The sequence below is a fragment of the Corynebacterium kroppenstedtii genome, assembly GCF_016894245.1.
GTDB lineage: Bacteria > Actinomycetota > Actinomycetes > Mycobacteriales > Mycobacteriaceae > Corynebacterium.
In genome coordinates this window covers 2216288-2239133 of the sequence record NZ_CP069792.1, presented here as the reverse complement: position 1 = coordinate 2239133, position 22846 = coordinate 2216288, and the positions used below count along the sequence as shown (strand labels likewise).

General features: G+C 53.2%; 14 protein-coding genes and 1 tRNA gene. 12 read left to right on the top strand and 3 right to left on the bottom strand.

Features of this window, described 5'->3' with window-relative positions; genetic code table 11:
- Positions 1 to 17 precede the first annotated feature (17 nt).
- The 7 genes from I6J23_RS09600 to I6J23_RS09570 all read left to right on the top strand — a co-directional run bounded on the left by I6J23_RS09600 (position 18) and on the right by I6J23_RS09570 (position 11202).
- On the top strand, positions 18 to 1340 hold the full coding sequence (locus tag I6J23_RS09600) for a threonine/serine ThrE exporter family protein (protein ID WP_204581866.1): 1323 nt from the start codon (positions 18 to 20) through the stop codon (positions 1338 to 1340).
- A gap of 260 nt (positions 1341 to 1600) precedes the next feature.
- Positions 1601 to 2485, top strand: a complete 885-nt coding sequence (locus tag I6J23_RS09595; protein ID WP_204581865.1) for an SGNH/GDSL hydrolase family protein — start codon at positions 1601 to 1603, stop codon at positions 2483 to 2485.
- 210 nt (positions 2486 to 2695) lie between these two features.
- Positions 2696 to 2772, top strand: a tRNA-Leu gene (locus tag I6J23_RS09590).
- A gap of 286 nt (positions 2773 to 3058) precedes the next feature.
- On the top strand, positions 3059 to 4165 hold the full coding sequence (locus I6J23_RS09585) for a sulfurtransferase (protein WP_204581864.1): 1107 nt from the start codon (positions 3059 to 3061) through the stop codon (positions 4163 to 4165).
- 109 nt (positions 4166 to 4274) lie between these two features.
- Positions 4275 to 7049 (top strand): DNA polymerase I, encoded by a 2775-nt coding sequence (polA, locus tag I6J23_RS09580; protein ID WP_204581863.1) that lies wholly within the window; start codon positions 4275 to 4277, stop codon positions 7047 to 7049.
- A gap of 291 nt (positions 7050 to 7340) precedes the next feature.
- The gene (rpsA, locus tag I6J23_RS09575) at positions 7341 to 8807 is read left to right on the top strand and encodes a 30S ribosomal protein S1 (RefSeq protein WP_204581862.1); all 1467 of its coding nucleotides are present in this window, start codon (positions 7341 to 7343) and stop codon (positions 8805 to 8807) included.
- Positions 8808 to 9087: 280 nt separating this feature from the next.
- Positions 9088 to 11202, top strand: a complete 2115-nt coding sequence (locus I6J23_RS09570; protein WP_204581861.1) for a glucose PTS transporter subunit IIA — start codon at positions 9088 to 9090, stop codon at positions 11200 to 11202.
- A 127-nt stretch (positions 11203 to 11329) separates the two neighbouring features.
- On the opposite strand, the gene I6J23_RS09565 is transcribed toward I6J23_RS09570, so the two are convergent.
- Together I6J23_RS09565 and I6J23_RS09560 are read right to left on the bottom strand one after the other, a co-directional pair.
- Positions 11330 to 12364, bottom strand: a complete 1035-nt coding sequence (locus I6J23_RS09565; protein WP_204581860.1) for a MaoC/PaaZ C-terminal domain-containing protein — start codon at positions 12362 to 12364, stop codon at positions 11330 to 11332.
- 4 nt (positions 12365 to 12368) lie between these two features.
- The gene (locus I6J23_RS09560; RefSeq protein ID WP_204581859.1) at positions 12369 to 13712 is read right to left on the bottom strand and encodes a 3-oxoacyl-ACP reductase; all 1344 of its coding nucleotides are present in this window, start codon (positions 13710 to 13712) and stop codon (positions 12369 to 12371) included.
- A gap of 111 nt (positions 13713 to 13823) precedes the next feature.
- Here I6J23_RS09560 and I6J23_RS09555 point away from each other — a divergent pair, with 111 nt between their 5' ends.
- The 5 genes from I6J23_RS09555 to I6J23_RS09535 all read left to right on the top strand — a co-directional run bounded on the left by I6J23_RS09555 (position 13824) and on the right by I6J23_RS09535 (position 20395).
- Complete coding sequence (locus I6J23_RS09555; RefSeq protein ID WP_204581858.1) at positions 13824 to 15128, top strand: acetyl-CoA C-acetyltransferase; 1305 nt, start codon at positions 13824 to 13826, stop codon at positions 15126 to 15128.
- A 137-nt stretch (positions 15129 to 15265) separates the two neighbouring features.
- Positions 15266 to 16243 (top strand): dephospho-CoA kinase, encoded by a 978-nt coding sequence (gene coaE / locus I6J23_RS09550; protein ID WP_204581857.1) that lies wholly within the window; start codon positions 15266 to 15268, stop codon positions 16241 to 16243.
- Positions 16244 to 16362: 119 nt separating this feature from the next.
- Complete coding sequence (uvrB, locus tag I6J23_RS09545; protein ID WP_204581856.1) at positions 16363 to 18552, top strand: excinuclease ABC subunit UvrB; 2190 nt, start codon at positions 16363 to 16365, stop codon at positions 18550 to 18552.
- A gap of 261 nt (positions 18553 to 18813) precedes the next feature.
- Positions 18814 to 19254, top strand: coding sequence for a universal stress protein (locus tag I6J23_RS09540; protein WP_204581855.1), 441 nt, complete (start codon positions 18814 to 18816; stop codon positions 19252 to 19254).
- A gap of 139 nt (positions 19255 to 19393) precedes the next feature.
- The gene (locus tag I6J23_RS09535) at positions 19394 to 20395 is read left to right on the top strand and encodes an alpha/beta hydrolase (protein ID WP_204581854.1); all 1002 of its coding nucleotides are present in this window, start codon (positions 19394 to 19396) and stop codon (positions 20393 to 20395) included.
- Here I6J23_RS09535 and I6J23_RS09530 read toward each other — a convergent pair.
- The gene (locus tag I6J23_RS09530) at positions 20371 to 22794 is read right to left on the bottom strand and encodes a HelD family protein (RefSeq protein ID WP_204581853.1); all 2424 of its coding nucleotides are present in this window, start codon (positions 22792 to 22794) and stop codon (positions 20371 to 20373) included. The genes I6J23_RS09535 and I6J23_RS09530 overlap by 25 nt on opposite strands.
- Between the last annotated feature and the right edge of the window lie 52 nt (positions 22795 to 22846).

The window sequence follows — 22846 nt, the reverse complement described above, 5'->3', positions numbered from 1 at the left end:
ACAAAGGGCGATGGATAGTGGATACTGATGGTCAGCAGCTTATGCCCCACGAGCGTGACCCCCACATGGGGATTGATGCGGATGCTGTTTTACGTGTGGGTGAGATCTTGCTCTCTGCTGGAACCGACGTCTATCGAGTTATTAGGGCGATGAAACGCACGGCCCGTTCTTTGGGCTTCGATCGGTTTGATGCGTCGATCACGATGTCGAGTATCCGTTTTACCGGACGACGAGGAAATAACTTTCGAACGGAGATCAGCACACTCGATAAGTATGGCGTCGATTCTTCCCTGATTGAAGCTGTTGAAGATCTAACTCACCACCTTCCCTCGGAGATTACGGCAGAGTGGGTTCACGAAAGACTCGACAGGATAGAAAATAATCGACGAGCCAGGTGGGGCCGAGTCGCGCTGGCCTGTGCTGCAGCGGTTGCATGTTCGGCATTCGCGATTTTGAATCGGTTTAGTTTCGATTCAGCCGTAGCAGTTGCTTTTAGCGCCTTATGTGGTCAAACCGTAAGGATGTATTTTGCTCGTAAGCATTTCAATCAATTAGGGACAACAGCGGTTTCCGGGATAGTGGCGTGCCTGGTTTATTTCGGTTTGAGTCAGCTCTTCTTCGTGACTCCCTGGGGACGGTCAGAACAGACGCTTGGTCAGGGCTACGTGGCTGCTATGTTGTTCTTGATTCCAGGCTTTCCGCTATTTACCGCATTGGTTGACCTGGCTAGGTTAGATATCGCCGCGGGGCTGGAGCGTTTTGTTTATGCGTTCGAGATCATTGTTTCAGCAACGATGGCGGCGTGGATTGTCTCTGCATGCACCGGTCTTGAGCCATCGGTGCCAGCTCAAAGTGGGTCGACTGAGTGGTCATGGCTCATAGTCGCCGGAATAGCAAGCATTTGTGGTGTCGCAGGCTTCGCCATGCTTTTTAATTCATCACGACGAATGATTGCCATTGCGGCTGTCGTAGGTGCTATTGCGAACGTCGTGAAATTCATTTGTCTATTCGTAGGGATTCCAACGCAGGTTGCGGGATTAATTGGGGGACTATGTGTTGGTTTAATAGCTAATTTAATTCGCGATCGTTCGTACATTCCACGTATAACAGTGACGATCCCCGCAGTTGTTATTATGATTCCGGGGACAGAAATGTTCCGTGGAATTTATTACCTTAATTACGGGAATATTAACGACGCGCTCACCCACACGGTGACTGCATCGTTACAGGTCTTTGCGATTGCTGCGGGTTTGGTTATTGCGCGGCTCGCTGCCGACGATTCGTGGGCACGGCACAGGTACATCGATTTCGCGCGTCGCCCAGATCATTCGGCTGACTAAACACATGGAGCCATGGCGGACGACGACGCCATGGCAAGCTATGACGACATGGCACTAGAGGCAACGCAGATAGCGGGGGTGGATTGTCCTAATCGGAGGGGAGATGGTGCGCGAACGGTGACGGTTGTGGTAGCGCAGGTTGTAAAGCTGTTGATCTTTGTCATTTTTAATAACTATCGTGCCAGATGTTCTGTGATTTCTTTTCTGTAGTGGTACTATTTCGAAATTAGCCGTCCCTTGGAACCCCTGAAAGAAGTAAAATGAAGTCTCCGAAGAGGATTATTGGCTCTCTTACTATGGCTGTGTGTACAGCAGTGATGGGAGCGGTAGCATCGACACCAACAGCTAATGCCCTTGAACAGGGGGATAAGTACGTGGCTTTGGGGGATTCGTATGCGTCGGTAGGGTCATTGACTACTCCGCAGCTCAAGAGTCCGGGTTGTGTGGCGTCTACTGATAATTACGCTCACAAATTGGCCCAGCAGCGTGGGCTCCAATTGGATGACGCAACATGCGCCTGGGCATTTACTTTTAATTATGGGCTACCTCAAAATCATGCTTTGCCGTTTTCAGCGCTGACAGGTCAGCGTGCGCATGTGACGTCCGATACTAAGTTAGTGACTCTTACCCTTGGGGGTAACGACGCCGGTACGGCATTTGCCTTCCCAGCATGCTTCTCACGAGCCGTTACCGGGGTAGGAGTGGATTGTCGAACTAGCACCCAGGCCACTATGAAACAGTCGATTTATGGTCCTGGCCTTGACGGTCGTACTCTGTTGCAGCGTGAAGTTGCCATTATCAACGACATCAAGCACCGCGCCCCGAATGCAGAAGTAGTTGTAGCGGGATACATGAACGCTGCGAAACCAGACACGTGGTGCCCCAACGATGGTGTTCTCACCCGCGATGAGCGTGCTTACATCGCAGAGACCATCGACGAGGTGAATAACGTCATGCAAGAAGCTGCTCAGCAAACAGGTGTGAAGTATGTTGCACCTCCCAATGAGGAAAAGGGTTGGTGCGATGGCAGCATTGGTACTCAGTCAAGCAACTCTCTGCTCGGATTTACCGATAACACCCTGCCAATACATCCAACAGCTGCTGGACAGCAGCGTATGGCTGATGCCATCTCCGCTCAGGTCTAGCTCTGCTTAGGAGTAAAACCAGAGGGGGCATGACCCTTTGATCTCTCAGGCCGGCACCCACTCTGGGACTCAGTTCACAGCAGGGTGGGTGTCGATTGAGAGGATTAAAATTCCCATTCTGACCGGCCGATTTCTTTGTTGAAGTAGGGTCCCGTATACTTCTTCCTCGTGTTCGTCGGAGACGGTAGCAATCGCATCCGCCGGACTTTAGCCCCGGTAGCCCAATTGGCAGAGGCAACGGATTCAAAACCCGTCCAGTGTGAGTTCGAGTCTCACCCGGGGCACCAGTCTTTTTAGCCGTTTGATCAGCGGTTTTATATTGAAAAATTGGTTGAGATGGCTGTGGCCGCACGATCTTCGCCTTCGAGTTTATAGTTTTCTGAGATCGTCCAGAGCCAAAATAGAGCCACAGGAAGATCCGGCAATTCTAGCTACTGCTAACAAGCGAATTCTTCATCAGAGAATCTGGGAGTTCTGTTCACTGCTGTGGTGCCCCGAATAGTAGCTGCCGTAGCCTCAGCCCCGCGTTGGATCAGTAGCGCACAATTCAGTTCCATTTCGTACGATGGGACCATGAACAATGAGTTGCCTTGGGTCGTTTCCGTTCAGGAACTGCACAAGCTTCAGCACGACTCCGCGGCCCACGAGAATCAGCGGAAGGCCCGTCGAGAGGCCACTCGTCGGAAATCAGAGTGGATCGAGCGCGCTTTGGCTAATTCAGAAGACCTCTCCGGAGCAGAACGCCGTCGTCTCGAGCAATACCTTTGCGATGAGGATGAGGCGAAAGATTTACACCGATCACAACCCTTGGCCTCAAGTCCCGTGGTTGTTGCTGATGTGAGGTGGTACCTCGATGGGCGTTCAGGATATGACGCGTATAGAAAAGGGCATATTCCACATTCAGTATTCATTGACTTAGATAGCATGCTCGCCGGACCAGCTTCGGAAGAAGAAGGAAGACACCCACTGCCTTTGGAGGAGAGTTTTGCTGCGGCTATGGAAGTCAGTGGAATTGCCGACGATACCGTCGTTGTCGCATACGATGATTCAGGCGGAGCATCTGCGTCGAGATTAGTCTGGCTCCTACGGGCCAGTGGACACCGAGCCGCTGTCTTGGACGGAGGTCTCAATGCATGGACCGAGTACGGTGAACAGGCGGTTAAGATCGGCGAGACCGAGCAGAGGAGCGGACAATTGCCTGAACACGTCCTTGATTATGGTGATGATGTGACTGAGCCTGAGGAAGCGGGGGCTTTTACCGCAGAGTCTTTCAATGCCGAATGGATTGTTTCCATTGATGAGGCGGCAGCGTCCGCGAGGGAGGGAGTCGTTATTGATGCCCGCGCGCCTGAACGCTACCGAGGGGATAATGAACCGATGGATAGTCGCGCAGGGCATATTCCCGGGGCTGTCAACCTTTTTCACGGTGACCTTGTTGACGATAAAGGATATTTCCTTGACCCAGGCCACGTGGTGTCTCGTCTTTATGATGCTGGTATCGACAAGTGGGAGGGTCAATCGTTGGCGGAGTCGCCCATTGTGTACTGCGGATCCGGAGTCACCGCCACTCATGAGATTGTGGCGTTGGCTCATGCGGGGATTCAGGCTCGGTTATATCCCGGATCGTGGTCTCAGTACTCGGCAACCGATCGGCCGATCGCACAGGGGACTGCGCGGTAAGGATCTACGCGTACGTCGTCGCATGTAAAACCGCCGCGTTTCACGTCGTATTTTAAGAAGAATAACCACCGACCAGCCAGAGAAAATAAGAGTGAAGGAGTCTTAGTCCATGGTGTCTGCCAACGAGGTTGAGGATACGAAGAAGAAGTTGCTTCTTCTCGACGGTCACTCTCTGGCTTTCCGTGCCTTTTACGCGTTACCGGCCGACAAATTTACTGATTCGTCAGGTCAGCACACGAACGCTGTATATGGTTTTATATCCATGCTGGTGACCCTTCTTGAACAAGAAAAGCCTAGTCATATCGCTGCAGCTTTTGACCTGGCTGGTCCCACTTTTCGATCTGAAAAATTCGCCGACTATAAAGCCCAACGTCCGGAAACACCGCCCGAGTTTAAGGGGCAAATCGAGCTTATTCGTCAGTCATTACAAACGTTTGGGATCACTACGGTCGATTACAAGCGATACGAAGCCGATGACGTCATTGCGACGCTTGCTACACAGGGACACAAGCAGGGTTTTGATACCTATATCTGCACCGGTGACCGGGATTCACTGCAACTCGTTACCGATGATGTCACGGTGCTCTACACGCTCCGCGGCGTCAGCAATCTCGCTCGGTTTACTCCCGAAGCTGTTGAAGAAAAGTACGGTGTAACTCCGACACAATATCCGGACCTTGCAGCCTTACGGGGCGATACCTCTGACAATATGCCAGGAGTTCCAGGGGTAGGGCCTAAGACAGCCCAAAAATGGATAAATAAATACGGATCGCTTAATAACTTAATTGACAATATTGACGACATTGGTGGAAAAGTCGGAGATGCACTTCGGCGGGACATTGACACTGTAATCCAAGCCCGCGAGCTTACCGAGATGGTCCGTGACCTCCCCATCAATTGCAGTCCCGAGGACTGCGTAATTCGGCCGCCGGCGAGGAATGACGTGAACGACTTCTTCGATGGTCTTCAGTTCGGCACCAACCTCCGGGAGAGGGTGTTTTCCGTCATTCCGACACAAGGTGGATCAGCGGAGGGTGACAACCGCCATGAGCGAATGTCCTATGAACGTGTAGGTCTGCAAAAAGGGGAGATCCGTCAGTGGTTGGAGAAAGGTACCGATCACCAACCCGCAGGGGTCGCAGCGTGGGGAAGCAAGCTCCCATCTTCGCCAGACATGAAGGCCCTAGCTATCACACAGGGGAAACAAACGGCGATCGTCAACATGAGTCGGATAACGGATGATGACCGCGACGCACTGAAGGAATGGCTTCAGGATCCCGACCGTCCAATCGTGGTACACGATGGCAAGGGTCTTCTTCACATGTTAAGTAGCGAAGGGTTTACCGCTTCGAACATTGAACATGACACGAGGCTCGCCTCGTACTTAATTCGTCCTGACTTAGCGAGCTTCGATCTTCAGAGTGTTGTGCGACGCCATCTTGGACGAGACCTCTATGACAACGACGTCGTGTCATGGGAGGAAGAACACCGTTCCGGACGGCAAATGTCGTTAGAAGTGGAGGAACTGTCAGAGGGTGAGGACGACCGATCAGTTACCGGGATTTCGTGGCCTGAGTGGGCTAAGTTGGCCGATAATGCGGAAGCCCCTCTAGAGCTTGCCGTGGAACTGGCAAAGAAGCTCGATGATGCTGGCTTGTACTCGATTTACGAAAACCTTGAGATCCGACTCGTCCCTATCTTGTTCGGCATGGAGCATGCTGGAATTAAGGTCAACAGAGAGCGCATGACAGCGTTGAGGGATTCGACAGCCGAAAAATTGGCTAAAGAAGTTGAGGAAGCCCGTGCTCTTGTCGACATGCCTAAATTAAATCTAGGAAGTCCGAAACAATTACAAGAGGTTCTCTTCGGTAAATTGGAACTGCCTAAGACGAAGAAAACAAAGACGGGTTATTCGACAGCAGCGAAAGCCATCGAACAACTAGCTGAGAAGCACCCGCACCCGTTCCTCGACCATCTTCTGGCGCATCGGGAATATCAGAAAAGGGTTAGCACTCTCGATGGGTTAATTAAAGCGATTGCGTCGGATGAGCGTGTTCACACGACTTTCAACCAAACTGCTACTGCCACGGGGCGCTTGTCTTCGACTGACCCTAACCTTCAGAATATTCCGGTCCGCACGGAGGAAGGGCGTCAAATACGTGCGGCTTTTGTCCCAGGTGAAGGGTATGAAGCTTTATTAACTGCAGACTATTCGCAGATCGAAATGCGTGTTATGGCACATCTCTCGCAGGATCGAGGCCTTATTGAGGCTTATCGCAGTGGTGAAGATCTACACAATTTCGTCGGTTCGCAGGTTTTTGATGTGCCGGTCAACGAGGTAACCCCTGAGCTACGGCGTCGAGTAAAAGCGTTAAGCTACGGCCTTGTTTATGGACTCTCGGAATATGGCCTCTCGCAGCAGCTGGATATTTCTGTAAGAGAGGCTAAAAAAATTATGGTTAAGTACTTTGAACGGTTTGGGGGCGTGAGGCGATACCTGAATGAAGTTGTTGATCGCGCACGAAAAGATGGCTATACCTCGACAATGCTGGGGAGAAGGCGCTATCTCCCAGACCTCACTAGCATGAATCGGCAGGCCAGAGAGAATGCCGAACGCGCAGCCCTAAACGCTCCGATTCAGGGCACAGCAGCAGACATTATCAAGGTCGCGATGATCCGCGTTGATGCCGCGTTGAAGCAGGAGAAGTTGGCGTCGAGAGTGCTACTTCAGGTTCACGATGAGCTCGACGTCGAGGTCGCGAAAGGAGAGCTTGAGCAGGTGAGAGGCATTATTCAGAGAGAGATGGATGAGGCTATTGAACTTGCCGTCCCGCTCGAGGTTGGAATGGCAGCTGGCTCCGATTGGAATGAAGCGGGCCATTAGCAGTATCCCACCAGCGGAAAGTTTGCCAGTGCAGGGAAAATGAGATAAATTTTAGTACGCGCGTGTGTCCGCCTCTTATTTCCCTTTTCTTACCGACGTTGACTCGGTTGTATTTGGTCGCGGTATTCCAGCTGGTGGCCATGATACCGCCACGGGAACACACTGACGGTAGGAGAAGACAAGAGGTCAATCATCTGAAGAGCCTTCGCGAAACGGAATGGCTCTTTGCATGTGTGACGCGCTCGTTCCTGTCCGTTTTTCGATTACAATCCGTTTCGGAGCACTTAACATATGCCCACTTCTACAACCCCTCAGGTAGCCGTCAATGATATTGGCTCCACTGAGGATTTCCTCGCTGCCATCGACTCCACCATCAAGTACTTCAACGATGGTGACATCGTCGAGGGTACTGTGGTCAAAATTGATCACGATGAGGTTCTTCTTGATATTGGATACAAGACGGAAGGTGTCATTCCTTCACGTGAGCTGTCCATCAAGCACGAAATCGACCCCAACGAAGTTGTTGAGGTCGGCGACGAGATCGACGCTCTCGTTCTCACTAAAGAGGACAAAGAAGGTCGTCTGATCCTGTCGAAGAAGCGTGCACAATACGAGCGCGCTTGGGGCACCATCGAAGAACTTAAAGAGAAGGATGAGCCCGTCACCGGCACCGTTATTGAGGTCGTCAAGGGCGGCTTGATTCTCGATATTGGTCTTCGTGGATTCCTTCCCGCATCCTTGGTCGAAATGCGTCGCGTGCGGGATCTTCAGCCTTATATCGGCCAAGAGTTAGAAGCGAAGATTATCGAGCTCGACAAGCACCGCAACAATGTTGTGCTCTCGCGTCGTGCATGGCTTGAACAGACCCAGTCTGAGGTCCGCTCCGAGTTCCTGCACCAGCTCCAGAAGGGGCAGGTCCGCAAGGGCGTTGTCTCCTCTATCGTCAACTTCGGCGCATTCGTCGATCTTGGTGGCGTAGACGGTCTGGTTCACGTCTCCGAGCTGTCGTGGAAGCACATCGACCACCCGTCCGAGGTCGTCGCCGTTGGCGATGAGGTCACCGTCGAGGTGCTCGATGTCGACATGGATCGTGAGCGCGTCTCCCTGTCGCTCAAGGCCACCCAGGAAGACCCGTGGCGAGTCTTCGCCCGGACTCATGCCATTGGCCAGATTGTCCCAGGCAAGGTCACCAAGCTGGTTCCGTTCGGTGCATTCGTCCGCGTTGAAGAGGGCATCGAGGGCCTGGTCCACATTTCCGAGCTGGCAGAACGCCACGTGGAAGTTCCAGATCAGGTCGTCAATGTCGGCGAAGAGGTTATGGTCAAAGTCATCGACATCGACCTCGAGCGCCGTCGTATTTCGCTCTCTCTCAAGCAGGCTGACGAGGACTACACCGAAGAGTTCGATCCGTCGAAGTACGGAATGGCCGACTCTTACGACGAGCAGGGGAACTACATTTTCCCCGAAGGCTTCGATCCAGAGACCAACGAATGGCTCGAAGGGTTCGAGGAGCAGCGGGCCGAGTGGGAAGCTCGGTACGCAGAGTCGGAGCGTCGTCACGAGATGCACACTGCCCAGATCGAGCGTCACCGCGCCGGTGCCGCAGAGGCGAAGGAAGCTGCAGCCTCGGGTTACTCCTCCGAGTCGGAGGGTGAGTCCGCTCCAGCTGAGCAGAGCGCTGCAGACGACTCTGGCTCCTTGGCTTCGGACGAGCAGCTTGCTAAGTTGCGTGAGAAGCTTGCCGGTGGCGAAAACTAGTCCTGGATTGACAACAAGTTCGGAATAGAAACTAGGCTGTCAGGGCCACCCTCATGACCACAGACTAGTGATTGTGGCCTATCCCCCTATCCCAGTGTGGGTAGGGGGATTTTTGTCATCGGTAGTCATCATCAATCTCGATAGTGTGGTTTGTAACTAATTGCCACAATTTGTGGCGATCCTCACAAAGAATCTCTATTAAACCAAGCATATAGGGGGTACGATAATTTCGGACACAGTCCGAACAGACATAATCGGACATAAATGCGAAAGGATTGTGATGGCTTCGCAAACCGAAACCACCTCACGGTTCATCCTGGATAATATCGGTGGGGCGGACAACATAGCGTCAGTGACGCACTGTGCGACGCGCTTGCGGTTCCAGTTGAATGATCGGTCACAAGCGAATACGGAAGCCCTTGATGAGAATGGGTCAGTACTAGGTGTTGTTCCTCAGGGGGACAATGGGCTGCAGGTCGTCATGGGGGGTGCAGTTGCTAACTATTACCAGGAGCTAATCAAGCTCCCGGGCGTCGCAGATAATGCTGAAGGCGGGGGCAACAGGCAAAAATCCTCCAAAAAAGAATACGGAGGGGTTCGCGGAAAGTTCAGCTGGGTCGACTACGCATTCGAGTTCCTCTCTGACACCTTCCGACCAATTTTGTGGGCTCTTCTCGGCGCTTCACTGATTATCACCATCCTTGTTCTCCTCGACACGATGGGAATCCAGGATTTCCGTGCAGAACATCAACCACCGACGTACCAGTTCATGCACGCCATGTACCAGTCGGTGTTTTACTTCTTGCCCATCATGGTGGGTGCGACGGCTGCTCGAAAGCTAGGAGCCAACGAATGGGTTGGCGCAGCTATTCCTGCTGCTCTCATGAGCCCAGAGTTCATGAGCCTAGGTAACCGCGAAGACGTTGTACACGTCTTCGGCCTTCCGATGGTCTTGAACGAATACAGTGGTCAGGTTTTTCCGCCTTTGATCGCGGCAATCGCCTTGTACTGGGTTGAAAAGGGTCTGAAGAAGATCATTCCCGAAGCTGTCCAAATGGTATTCGTACCGTTCTTTTCGTTGATCATTATGATCCCAGCCACAGCATTCTTGCTTGGCCCCTTCGGTATTGGTCTGGGCAACGGAATTTCAAACGCTCTTAAAGCGATCAATGACTTTTCGCCGTTTATTTTGTCTGTCGTCGTCCCACTGTTGTACCCGTTCATTGTGCCCCTCGGGTTGCATTGGCCGCTGAACGCCGTCATGATCCAGAACATCAACTCCCTCGGCTATGACTTCATTCAAGGCCCCATGGGCGCCTGGAACTTTGCATGCTTCGGATTAGTTGCAGGCGTTCTCTATCGTTCGTTCCGCGAGCGCAATAAGGCCATGAAACAGGTGTCCCTCGGTGCTTTGATGGCCGGACTTCTTGGTGGTATTTCTGAACCGTCGTTGTATGGTATCGTTCTTCGCTTCAAGAAGACGTATCCGCGGTTACTCGCCGGTTGTTTTACAGGTGGCGTGGTCATGGGCATCTTCAACATTAAAGCCAATGCCTTCGTCTTCACATCGATCTTGACGATCCCGGCATTCCAACCGTGGCTCGGATACACCATTGGTATCCTAGTAGCATTCTTTACCTCATTCTTCATGGTTGTCTTCTTCGACTACCGCTCAAAGGAAGAGAAGGAAGAAGTTCGGGCGAAGATTGCCGCTGATGAAGCGGCAGACAACGCGGCTGCTGCTAACCAGACTGAGGGAGCCTCAACTTCTTCTGCAGCATCTTCTGTTCCAGCCGGGGCTGCAGCAGCGTCTGAAACGCAAACTGAATCATCACCGAAAGCCCAGACGACGTCTACCGCGACGAAGAAGAAGCGTCCAGTTCTCACAGAAACCTCAGTACTGGTTGCACCCCTCGACGGAACCATTGTGCCCTTGAAGGATGTACCTGATCCCGCTTTTGCAGCGGGAGCGGTAGGCCACGGGGTTGCTATCGAGCCGTCAGGCGACACCATTTATAGCCCCGGCGACGGAAAAATCCTCGCTGTCCAAGGACACGCGATTGGCGTCAAACTAGACCTCGGTGTGGACCTTCTCGTTCACGTCGGTGTCGATACGGTCGAGATGAAGGGCGAAGGCTTTGAGTCATTCGTTAAGCGCGGAGATCGGGTGTCGGCCGGGCAAAAACTCATGACCTTCGACAAAGAAAAGATTGCGAAGGCCGGTCACCCCGATGTCACTCCGGTTCTCATCACGAACTGGAAGAGGATAGGCGGAATCGACACAATTGCCACTGGCGAAGTCTCGCATGGAGAAGACCTCTTAAACCTGGTGCCAAAAGAAAGCGCATCTGACAAGCAATCGCACGAAGGGAAGAACCAAGAGGTAAAAGCGTGAGCGGTCCTCTCAGGCCGTCGCGTCTCAGGTCTTGATACAGGCCCCCGGCAAAGGATGTCCACGATCTGGTCGATTGTGGGAGCGTGTCGGGGGCCTTATGTGTGTCGTCGTTATAAGTGGGACCGCTCTAAATTTCTGCCAATTGAGCAGTCACATTGATCTTCGACGAATCCTTCGCACTGCAATAGCACAAATCCCATGAAACCTCGGTTGAGTCGTTTTGTGGGTGGCGGGAGGCATATGCTGCCAGGACCGCAGGAAGGATAATCGGCTTACCGAACTCCACAGTATAGCGTGCTCGAGAAGGGACCTCGCCTTCGACGATCCCTAAAAGCGAGGCAGCGCTCCACATCCCATGAGCGATGGTTGCGGGGAAGCCGAATGCCTTAGCTCCCAACCTGGAAACGTGAATCGGGTTTTTATCACCCGAAACATTGGCGTAGTTCTTAATGTCCGAAGCTGACACTCGAATGATCGTCGTAGGGTCCTCGGGGAGATCAACGGCCATTCGCTCATAGTTGTCATCAGGGAGTTGCGCCTTAGGGGCTTTACCCTTAGACAGCATGGTTGATCGTTGCCGCCAGATTACGTCGTCAGGTGCCGACGAGCGACGTACCTCGGTGATGATGTCTATCAGCAAACCTTGGCGGTGGCGTCGCAACGATTCCATGTAGACCGTCACATCGATGGTGTCCGTAACCGTGATGGGTGAATACTGCTCGATGACGTTGCGTATGTGAATAGTCCCGACTGCCGGAAATGGAAAATCTGGCGAGTTCATTGCTCTCATGACAAGGGGAAATGTCACCGCGTACGGAAACGTCAGTGGCACAGTGTTGCTGATACGAAGACCGCATGCAGTGCAGTATTCAGCAAGGTTAGCAGCATCGATGGTGACCCCCTTGACGCGAAATACGCGAGACGGGGCGGTAGTCACCGAATTCTTGCCACTCGACGAACGGTTCGAAAGGAATGGGACGGGGGGAAGAAGTCCGCGCAATGCTCGTCGATACTCATCCCCAAGCGATGGAATACTATCCAGTTCAACAATCGTTTTCTCTCTCAGAGAATCACTGTCGACGTTGTCGGTAGCCGTAGCTGGCTGGGAAGCGGTGCCGTGTGCCGCTCCGGTAGAGTATTCGTTATTTGGCGATGGGTTCATCTTGTTATGCTCCCAAGATCGACTGTCCACAGACTCGGATAACGTTGCCGTTGATCGCTTCCGAGGCAGGCGATGCGAAGTAGGCAATGGTTTCTGCGACGTCAATAGTGAGCCCGCCTTGCTGCAAAGAATTCAGCCGACGCCCTACCTCACGAGTAACGACTGGAATCGCCGCGGTCATCTGTGTTTCGATGAAACCAGGCGCGACTGCGTTTACGGTGATTCCATGGCCGGCGGACGCGGAAAGTGCATCAACGAAACCAATAACCCCTGCCTTGCTGTAGGCATAGTTGGTTTGTCCCCTGTTGCCGGCAATGCCAGCCATCGAAGAGACGCCTATGACTCGACCGTTGTCGTTAATGGCCTCGAGTTGAAGAAGACGTTCGGTGATTGTCAATGGAGCCGTGATATTAACGGCCATGACGGATTTCCATCGAGCGTCGTCCATCCCAGCCATCGTCTTGTCCCGGGTAATTCCGGCATTGTGGACGATGATGTCTATACCGGTCTTGTGCCGTTCTTTGACATGGTGCGCAAGAATATCCGCTGCGTCGGGCGCAGTCACGTCGAGGCTAAGAGATGTTCCGTTGACCTCATTTGCGGTCTCAGCCAGTGCTTCCCCTGCAGCGGGAATATCGACGCAAATCACATGAGCGCCATCGCGCGCGAGTATTTCGGCGATCGTTTTTCCAATACCCCGGGCTGCCCCAGTGACGACAGAGATTTTCCCTTTTAAGGGCTTGTCCCAGTCGACCGCGGGAGACGGAGCATCGTTCAGCCGGAACACTTGAGCATCGACGTACGCGGATTTTCCTGATAGCAGGAACCGTAACGTGGATTCGAGGCTGCTTAGTGGGGTGTTCGGGTCGGTGTAGACCAGTTGGACGGTTGCGCCTCTCCGCATTTCTTTAGCCAGAGAGCGAGTAAAACCTTCTAGTCCTCGCTGCGCGACGCGCGAGGAGGCGGTTGTTGTGCTCTCTGGGTTTTGCCCAATGACAATGATGCGCGCGCATGGAGCTAGCTTTCGAATTACTGGATTAACGGTTTCATACAACTCGAGCGAGTCTGCGGGGGCGGTGAAGCCCGTGGCGTCGATAACAAGGCCCGCGATTTTCCCATCCGTGGCGGGGGAGCCGTCGTCTCGAGTCTCGATGATGGTGTACGTGGGCTCGAGAAGGTCTCGGATGGAGGATGCCAGAGACCCGGATCCCGTGACGATGATGGGCTCGTTTACAGGGGGTTGGCCAGGTTCAAACCGGCGAAGTTTTTCGGGTTTGGGTAATCCAAGTTTCGATGCGAGCAGCGATCCTGCCCCTGAATTGACGAACTGTGTGTAACTGTCAGCCATGGAAAGATCCCTTCGTGGATACGTTTTACGAGTTTCTGTTCAATTAGCCTACGGTGAACATACACAATATGAGAGAGTTTTAGTGATATGAATCTCAGAGAGGGGCAAACTATGACTCGTAAGGTAGCAATTATCGGCGGAAACCGGATTCCGTTTGCGCGCTCAAATGGGCGCTACGCGAATGCGTCCAACCAGGATATGTTGACGTCCACTATTGATGGATTGGTGAGCAGGTACCACCTGCAGGATGAGCGTTTAGGAATGGTTGCTGCGGGAGCAGTACTTAAGCACTCGCGCGACTTCAATTTGACCAGAGAATGTGTCCTTGGGTCGCATTTGGCATCGGATACGCCAGCTTTTGATATCCAGCAAGCGTGTGGGACGGGACTAGCTGCAGCGATTCAAGTGGCGGATGCTATCGCGTTGGGACGCATCGATTCCGGCATAGCAGGCGGCGTTGATACGACCTCCGATGCGCCGATTGCGCTAAATGATGATCTTCGGAAGCTCTTGATTAAGGCTTCTACGGCCAAAACGACGGGGCAGAGGCTCAAGCTTGTGGGAAAGATTCGGCCACAACTACTTGTTCCCGAGCAGCCGCGCAATGGAGAGCCCCGAACGGGCCTGTCCATGGGAGACCATGCAGCCATCACGGCGCGTGAGATGGGAATTTCCCGCCAGCAGCAGGACGAGTTTGCCGCCTCAAGCCATCAGAAGCTTGCTGCTGCCTATGACGAAGGTTTCTTTGATGATCTCATCACACCGTACCTGGGGTTGAACCGGGATAATAACTTGAGGCCGGATTCCACGGTGGAAAAACTGTCAGCATTAAAGCCTGTGTTTGGTAAAAAAGATGCTGAACGCCACGGTGTGCGGGCAACCATGACTGCCGGAAACTCCACACCCCTTACGGATGGTGCATCTGCGGTCTTGTTAGCGTCCGAGGACTGGGCAGAACAGCATAATCTCCCTATCAGGGCACACCTTGTTGACTCTGAGACAGCTGCCGTCGATTTTGTTCATGGTCATGGTCGTTTAACGCCCGACGGGTTATTAATGGCGCCAACCTACGCGGTTCCACGTTTATTGAACCGTAATGGGTTGACGCTCCAAGATTTCGATTTCTATGAGATCCACGAAGCCTTCGCCTCCCAAGTTTTGGCAACGCTCGCGGCGTGGGAGTCTCCGGAATACTGCTCGCAACGTTTGGGATTAAAGAAGCCGTTGGGAGCCATCGATCGGTCCAAGTTGAACGTGAAGGGGTCCTCGTTGGCAGCTGGTCATCCGTTTGCAGCGACCGGCGGTCGTCTCTTAGCGACGGCGTCGAAGCTGTTGGAGCAGAAGGGATCTGGTCGCGCATTAGTGTCCATTTGCGCCGCGGGTGGTCAAGGTGTGACCGCGATTCTTGAACGGTAATCGTCGTCCTTGCTTGGTGTTTATCCAGCGAGGGCTGCGAATTCTATTTTCGGTCCTTGTGGTCATGTGCAGTCGTGGTAGACACGGTAGTGGTCTAGGCTGTCACGGAGAAGAAACGCATGAAAGAGTGAGCAAAAGTGGTTGTGGTCGGTCTTACGGGCGGTATCGGCTCAGGTAAATCCACGGTCGCACGGAGGTTATCTGATCACGGAGGGATTGTCGTCGATGGCGACAAAATAGCCCGTGAGATCGTGCAGCCAGGGAAACCCGCTTTATTGGAACTCTCTGAAGAGTTCGGTTCAGACATTGTCATGAGCGACGGGGCCTTGGATCGTAAAGAACTGGCCCGGCGAGCGTTTGTTTCTGAGGATCGCACGAAGGCGTTGAACGCTATCATGCATCCACGGATTCATGAGCGGGCATATGAGCTTTTTCGTGACTCTGCCGACAAGTCGATCGTCGTTTTTGATATGCCCTTGCTGATCGAGAACAACCTGGACCGAATGTGTGGATTGGTTGTGGTTGTGACTGCCGATGAAGACACGCGAGTCGAGCGGCTGGTGGCGCACCGTGGCTTCGACGAAGACGATGCACGGCGGCGAATCAGGACACAACTGTCGGACGCAGATCGAGTTACATCTGCCGATGTCATCGTGGATAACTCAGGTACACCCAATCAGCTTTTGGAGTCGGTGGATAGATTATGGGATTTTCGGTTGGCTCGATGGGGGTGCGTGACCGAACAGGGGGAGAGCAGCGGCCGTGAAGCTAATGGTCTCGTGTTGTCCCACCATCAGGGCCGGCAGCAACGGTTCCGACGACGAGTCGAATGGGTCTTCGGTTCTGAGGCAGACGTTGAGTTTGGTGGAGATACCGATAAGCCACTGGTTGCGTCAGTGCCTCGATATGCTCACGGTGGAGGGGGCGCTGATGGAGGGGACGAGAGCACTCGTGAAAAGCTTTCATGGTTAGGCTTTAGTCGCCAGTCGGTAAGCGACGACTGCGGTAGCGAAGCCTTCCGGAGCGAAGACTGTCATGTGGTAGATGACTCAGGGCGACCCTGTGAAGTATGGATTAGCGGAGACCCCATCGACCCAGCAACTATCTGCTTTTAACCACGGTGGATGCGTTAACCCCGCCCGGTGCTGCGCTATTTAGTCGGGATCATCAGTGATCGTTTCCACGGTCTAGTGTGAAACCGCGCCATTGTGGAATGAGGGTTACACTCGCGGTTATGGCATTCGCTGCAGAACACCCCATCCTTTCACAATCAGAGTTTCGCCCAGTCGGAGAAATCGAGCGTACTAGCAAACCTTTTGAGGTTGTTAGCGATTATGAGCCGGCGGGAGATCAACCCCAGGCCATTAAGGAAATTGATGAAAGGCTTCGCCGAGGTGAGCGCGATGTTGTTTTGATGGGGGCCACGGGCACAGGGAAGTCTGCGACGGCCGCATGGCTCATTGAGAAGCAACAGCGACCAACTTTAGTTATGGCACCGAACAAAACCTTGGCTGCTCAGTTAGCCAATGAGTTACGGCAATTGTTGCCAAATAACGCGGTCGAATACTTCGTCAGTTATTACGACTATTACCAGCCAGAAGCCTATATCGCGCAAACGGACACATATATCGAGAAAGATTCTTCGATTAACGAGGATGTTGAGCGCTTACGACATTCAGCCACGTCTAATCTCTTGTCGCGACGAGATGTCGTTGTTGTGAGCTCGGTGTCGTGTATCTATGGGTTAGGGACTCCGCAGTCATACTTAGATCGGTCTATTCCTCTCCGCGTGGGAGAGGAAGTTGACCGAGACCAATTCCTCCGATTGCTTGTCGATGTCCAATACACGCGTAATGACGTCGCGTTCACCCGCGGGACATTTAGGGTTAAGGGAGATGTCGTCGATATTATTCCCGCCTACGAAGAGGTGGGCGTTCGTGTGGAATTCTTTGGAGACGAGATCGATAGTCTTCATACGATTCATCCTTTGACGGGAGAAGTGATTGACACTCATGATCAATTAAGAATTTTCCCGGCTACTCACTATGTGGCTGGGCCTGAGCGTATGGCGAAGGCTGAGGAAGCTATTAAAGCGGAATTGAAAGATCGATTAGCAGATCTTGAAAATCGAGGGAAGCTTGTCGAAGCTCAGCGATTGCGAATGCGGACAGAGTTCGATCTGGAAATGATTGAACAAGTTGGATTCTGTTCAGGAATCGAGAACTACTCTCGCCATATCGATGGGCGCGAGGCGGGTAGCGCTCCAGCAACGCTGATCGACTACTTTCCGGAGGACTTCTTAACGATTATCGACGAGTCACACGTGACGGTCCCTCAAATCGGTGGAATGTTTGAGGGAGACGCATCGCGGAAGAGAAACCTCATTGATTTTGGTTTTCGCCTACCTAGCGCTATCGACAACCGGCCTTTGACATGGGATGAGTTCGATGCGCGAAAAGGCCAATGTGTCTACATGTCCGCTACACCCGGCGACTATGAGTTGGAAGCCGCTGGTGGTGAATATGTTGAACAGGTCATTCGCCCCACAGGCCTTGTCGATCCCAAAATCGTGGTTAAGCCCACCCGGGGCCAGATAGACGACCTCATGGAAGAAATCCGTCAACGGACAGACAAGGATGAACGCGTTCTCGTCACGACATTGACCAAGAAAATGGCTGAAGATCTGACAGATTACCTGGCGGACGCGGGAATTCGCGTTCGTTATCTCCATTCAGACATCGATACTTTACAGCGCGTTGAGCTTCTCCGTGACTTGAGGCTTGGAAAATACGATGTCCTCGTCGGAATTAACTTATTGCGTGAGGGGCTTGACCTCCCTGAGGTCAGCCTTGTTTCCATTCTAGATGCCGATAAAGAGGGCTTCCTTCGGTCCACGCGGTCCTTAATACAGACCATCGGACGTGCCGCCCGAAATGTCAGTGGCGAAGTCCATATGTACGCGGACGCTGTTACCGAATCCATGGCTCAGGCAATTGACGAAACTGAGCGACGTCGGGAGAAGCAGATCGCATTCAACAAAGAGCACAATATTGATCCTCAGCCTCTGCGGAAGAAAATTGCCGACATTCTCGATCAGGTCTATGACAACGAGAGTGACTCCGGAAATCAAGAGTCCGCTGGCACGACAACTGCCGGAGGTGACGCAGAGACATCTGCGAACGCGAATGGCCAAAAGGCTCGGTCAACCGCTTCATTAATGTCCGACGCTGCACTGGCCGGGGACCAAGAACCGGATTACGCTGAAATGACCCGTGATGATCTTATCCGTCTCCGCGATGATTTAACCCGACAAATGGGCGACGCCGCACGAGACCTGAAATTCGAATTGGCTGCCCGTCTCCGCGACGAACTCGTCGGCGTCAAGAAAGAACTCAAGGAAATCACTGAAGCCGGAATTGAATAGTGTCAATAGTGGTGCACAGTCGCAGCCACGACGCCTCGCGATGGCGACACCGATTGGACGTTCGCGTGTTCGATGATCACGACTTCGATGACCGCGACACATTAATAGCTGTTCTACCAATCGGGGGGGGCAAACAGTTCGGTCATTTCCCTAGGGCTGTCAGGCTGCACAATCTCACTGAGTGAAGTATGACGAAGTGACGTACCATAAAAACTAAGGTTACTGTCGACAACGTCGACAAATGAGGTTGGGAAGGTAGAAATGAGCAAATACTCGACAATCGTTGTTGGTACAGACGGATCTCAGTCGTCGCTTCTCGCAGTTGAGCGAGCAGCCGAAATCGCAGCGGCTTTGGGCGCCACAGTAACCATTGGTTGCGCCTACTATGAAAACCAAGAAGAAGCCTCGAAGACCCTCCGCCAAGATTCCGTTACTGTTCTTGGCGACGACCCTGCACGTAAAAACTTAGAAAGCGCGGTAGAAGCGGCGCGCCGGGTCGGTGCAACCAACATTGAAACGGCAGTTCGCAAGGGAACGCCGGTCGAAGCGCTCATGGCCATCGTGAAAGAGGTCGACGCCGATCTCCTGGTTGTGGGGAACCGAGGAATTAATTCTCTAACCGGACGATTGTTGGGATCGGTTCCAGCTGACGTGGCTCGTCAATCAAATTGCGATGTCATGATCGTGCATACGGTTGACTAAGACTTAGCTAATAACTGATGTAGATGAAGCTAGTGCGTCTTGACCGGCGCGTATTGCCCCCTAGTTCACTACACCTGATTGGGTGTCACGATGAAACATCCCCTCTTGTCGTGGGCTTTCTTCGGTATAAGATCGACGCATGCTCCCCATTGGATCATTGTGTAATATTCGTCGGCGTTTTTATGGTGTTGCTTTAGCAGCAGCGATGGTGTGCATGCCGGCTTTGCATGGACCGCAATTGTTGCCCCGGGCCTCAGCTGACCCAGCGGGCCAAGCATGTTCACCTTATGTGAATGCGGCTGTGAAATGCTCTGTTCATTCTGCCGCTATGAACCGAGACATTTCCGTAGTAATCCGGCCATTGCATACTGCGAATAATCCACGCGTGATCCAGTTCCTCGGTGGTATGGGCATTAAAAATGACACGAACGAGTGGCTGACCGATGGGCACGCTTTAGAGCACTTGGCTTCGGCGGATGCCACCTTGGTATTTCCAGCGGGCGATTCGGCAAGTCTCTATACCGACTGGGACCATCCCACTGCAGACGGCAGGGTATTTAAATATAAAACTTTTCTTTCTGAAGAATTACCTGCATACCTTGCTAACAATTTCGGCGTTCCAGGTGGAGGAGCCGGGCATACCTTAGTCACCGGCATTTCGGCGGGAGCCTGGGGCGCGATGAGCTTGGCAGCCCAACGTCCCGATTTCTACCGCAGCGTTCTCGCCATGTCCGGCTTCTACGATTCCAGGATGCCCGACCAGTGGTTAACCACCGACCTTCAGCCCCTCCTGACCGAGGGAGTCAACACGGTACCCTGGTTCAATCTTGCTAATAGACGGGCAGCCAACCCGTCGGAGAATCTCCAGAATTTGACGATGCCTATCATTGTCACGTCAGCTTCAGGTGTGATAAATCCCCTGGCGGACTATGGCGATAACCTGGTCGGCGTAGTAACCGAAGGAGTCCCCATGGAAGTTGGGGCAACCGCCCAAACAGCGGAATTCGTTGCCCAAGCGCGTGCAGTAGGGGTTGACATCGATTACCGCCTGGATCCTATAGGTGTTCATGGTTGGGACACCTGGTCACGGATGGCGTGGGATCAAGGTGTGATGGATCAGGCACTTTCGAAGATCGGGTGACCCGAGTACATAACGGTGAGCCCCTGTGTAGCTCGTGTAGCAGCCACATAGAGATCCTGAAATCCTTGAACCGCCGTGTACACAATATCCTCCGGTTCGACGATGATTACTTCGTCAAATTCCAACCCTTTCGTTTCGGATGGATTCAAGATACTTACAGATTGATCGGGGTCTAGTCGATGTACAGCTTCGTTGACGCAGAAATGAAGATCAGGGTTGTTTGCCGCTGTGACAATGGCAATGGTGCGCTCTGCTGATATTGCTCGTGCAACATCAGCAATAACGAGTTGTAATTTTTCTATAACAGGCGATTGTCCGCGGCCGCTATCCGAATCTACTAAGTCATGGTGCGTGGCTTCAGCGTTAGTGGCACGGCATGAGTCCAACTCGGGCACATAGACCATGGTGGGGTGTCGGCCATTGGAACGAATAGCAGTGTCCGACGAAGTATCAGGCGCCACATGATGGCGTATGTGGTCAACGACGTCGGTGATCTCTTTGGGAGTCCGGTAGTTAATCGTCAGCCGATGATGATGCCACCGCGACTGGACGAACGGTTCCAGCATGTCCGACCATGATTCCACCCCCGCTGGGCTTCCTGTTTGTGCGGTATCGCCCACCAAGGTCATCCAGTGATTGGGGCATCGACGCATCACCATCCGCCACTCCATCGCAGACAGCTCCTGGGCCTCGTCGACGACGACGTGCCCATAGGACCACAGCCGGTCTTCCTGAGCTCGCTCGGCCGTCGTCCGATCATCCCGGACACGCTGGCGTTCCGCGAGTGCAGCAGCATCGAGGATGTCATAAGCCATGAGTATTTCGGGATCAAACTGATCATCAACATCTTGGGACGCAGACCCGGCCAAAATATCGAGCGCGTCTTGCGCCTCAGCTATGCGTTTGGATCGCTCGCGCTCTTCCCTCTCTCTCTTTTCGTTAATATCTGCAAGGCCAATAATGGTTGCGAGCTCATCAAGAAGAGCCGCGTCTGACGCGGAAAAGCTCCGCCCGTCAGCTCTGCGAAGAGCCTCACGCGTGAGATCGTCATAATCATTGGTCGCTTCGTTCAATGCGCTCTCGTCACTCAAGAGGGTTGCGAGCACGTCGATAGGATCCAGTTCGGGCCACAGACTATCCATTAATTCGATGACCGCTGGCTCTTCTTCCAGGTCTTCTCGCAGTGCAACTCGGTCGCCGGCGTCAAGGAGGTTCTGCCCTCCTAATGGGTCTTCTCCGATCTGGTCTGCAAAGGCGTCAGCGAGAAGATCAAGGAATTTATCTTGAAAAATGCCACGAGCCTGGTTGTGTGGTTTCCGCGAACGGCGAGCCCGTGTTCGCGCAGCTCGAGCCATCGCAGGCGTGACGTCCAAGTGATGACCATCCACACTTAACGACGTTGTTTCCGCGGGAACGAGCTGATAGTTCCTCACGGCGTTAGTCAGGATCTCTACCATTTCAATGGATCCTTTGACTTCTCTACTGAGCTCAGGGTCGATTCGCGATGACGTTACTCCAGGGTAGAGATCACCGATGGTCGACAGAACAACGCCACCCTCTCCCAATGTCGGTAGAACGCGGGAAATATAGTCAATAAACGTCCTGTTGGGGCCGATGACTAACACCCCTGTGGGAGATAGGACGTCTCGCCATGTGTACAGCAGATATGCGACACGGTGGAGGGCTACTGCCGTTTTTCCAGTTCCGGGGCCACCTTCCACAACCGTGACTCCCCGGTAAGGATCGCGGATGATGGTGTCTTGCTCACGTTGAATTGTTGCGACGATGTCGGTCATATGCCCGGTTCGGGCTGCGTTGAGCGCTGAGAGCAGGGGGGATTCATCGCCAGCGCCACGTGGGGATGAGGTTGTGTCAAGGCCACCCGCGTTAAGCGCTTCAGCGTCAAGGTATTCGTCAGTGACTCCCGTTACCGTGCGCCCGTTCGTCCGTAAGTGTCGTCGCAGAGCAACACCTTCCGGGTGCGCAGTCGTCGCCAAGTAATAAGGCCGTGCCCCCGGGGCACGCCAATCCATGAGAAGAGTCCGATAATCGTCATCTTTATCGGATAATCCGATTCGCCCGATGTAGCGTCGATCCAGCTCAGGATTGTCAGGAGAGGGATTTTCCGGTTCCTCGCCATCACTTTCGACAACATCGATACGGCCGAAACATAAGCCAATTTCGGCTGAGGACAGCAGGGTAAGCCGGTCATGCAACGTGCTATATGCGGTTTCTCGTTCTACGAGGCCACGAGGATCATGAGTACGCCGGCGTAGGACTGAACTCATTTTCTCCTCGGCGAGTCGACGTTCATGGTCGACATAGGTGAAAAGTGAGTCAAGGACACGCTGCTCGTAAGCGATGGCGGATTGTTCAGAATCGGGTGTGGGGGTTCCCACATTTTCTCCAATAAACGTAGGGGCCTTTCGAAGTAATCATCTGTGCCGGATC

Coding starts and splice junctions, on each gene's coding strand:
- I6J23_RS09560 (WP_204581859.1), bottom strand. CDS start 13,712: ATGGCTGACAGTTACACACAGTTCGTCAATTCAGGGGCAGGATCGCTG.
- I6J23_RS09570 (WP_204581861.1), top strand. CDS start 9,088: ATGGCTTCGCAAACCGAAACCACCTCACGGTTCATCCTGGATAATATC.
- I6J23_RS09595 (WP_204581865.1), top strand. CDS start 1,601: ATGAAGTCTCCGAAGAGGATTATTGGCTCTCTTACTATGGCTGTGTGT.
- I6J23_RS09535 (WP_204581854.1), top strand. CDS start 19,394: ATGCTCCCCATTGGATCATTGTGTAATATTCGTCGGCGTTTTTATGGT.
- uvrB (WP_204581856.1), top strand. CDS start 16,363: ATGGCATTCGCTGCAGAACACCCCATCCTTTCACAATCAGAGTTTCGC.
- polA (WP_204581863.1), top strand. CDS start 4,275: ATGGTGTCTGCCAACGAGGTTGAGGATACGAAGAAGAAGTTGCTTCTT.
- I6J23_RS09585 (WP_204581864.1), top strand. CDS start 3,059: ATGAACAATGAGTTGCCTTGGGTCGTTTCCGTTCAGGAACTGCACAAG.
- rpsA (WP_204581862.1), top strand. CDS start 7,341: ATGCCCACTTCTACAACCCCTCAGGTAGCCGTCAATGATATTGGCTCC.
- I6J23_RS09540 (WP_204581855.1), top strand. CDS start 18,814: ATGAGCAAATACTCGACAATCGTTGTTGGTACAGACGGATCTCAGTCG.
- I6J23_RS09555 (WP_204581858.1), top strand. CDS start 13,824: ATGACTCGTAAGGTAGCAATTATCGGCGGAAACCGGATTCCGTTTGCG.
- I6J23_RS09565 (WP_204581860.1), bottom strand. CDS start 12,364: ATGAACCCATCGCCAAATAACGAATACTCTACCGGAGCGGCACACGGC.